Raw genomic sequence first — 573 nt, 5'->3', positions numbered from 1 at the left:
AAGCGACGCCCCGCGGCGTCGCGCAGCACGGCACCGGCACCGCGGACCGCCTCGGAGATCAGCACGCCGGTGCCCGCGAGCACGGTGGGGTGGAACTGGACGAACTCGAGATCGGCGATGAGCGCGCCGACGCGGGCCGCGAGCACGACGCCCGTTCCCGTCGCACCGGCGTGGCTCGAGGTGCGCGGATAGAGCGCGGCGTAGCCGCCTGTGGCGAGTACGACCGCCTCGGCCGACACGACCTCTGCACGACCCGAACCGTCGCGGAGAAGCGCACCCGTCACCGCCCCCGAATCCTCGATCAGCGAGACGATCGTGCGCCCCTCGAGCAGCCGGATCCGCTCGTCCGCCAGCACCCGCGCTGCGAGATGGGCGTGCAGCACGGCTCCGGTCTGGTCTCCGCCCGCGTGCACGATCCGCCGCATCCCGTGCGCCGCCTCGAGCCCGAGCCGGGGGCGGCCATCGGCCTCGCGGTCGATCGCGAAGCCCTCTTCGATCAATCGCCGCATGGCGAGCGCGCCTTCGCTCACCAGTACGTCGGCGGCCTCCGCGTCGACGATTCCGGCGCCCGCG

The 573-nt window shown here is 73.8% G+C and carries 1 protein-coding gene; it reads right to left on the bottom strand.

From position 1 onward, the window contains the following. Positions 1-573, bottom strand: a 573-nt coding sequence (locus ACFPZL_RS14130; protein WP_382336048.1) for an FAD-binding protein, incomplete at both ends; no start/stop codon positions are given.

Source organism: Leucobacter soli (genome assembly GCF_042659205.1).
GTDB lineage: Bacteria > Actinomycetota > Actinomycetes > Actinomycetales > Microbacteriaceae > Leucobacter > Leucobacter soli.
The sequence above is the reverse complement of the archived record's forward strand: the minus strand, read 5'-3'. Positions and strand labels throughout refer to the sequence as shown.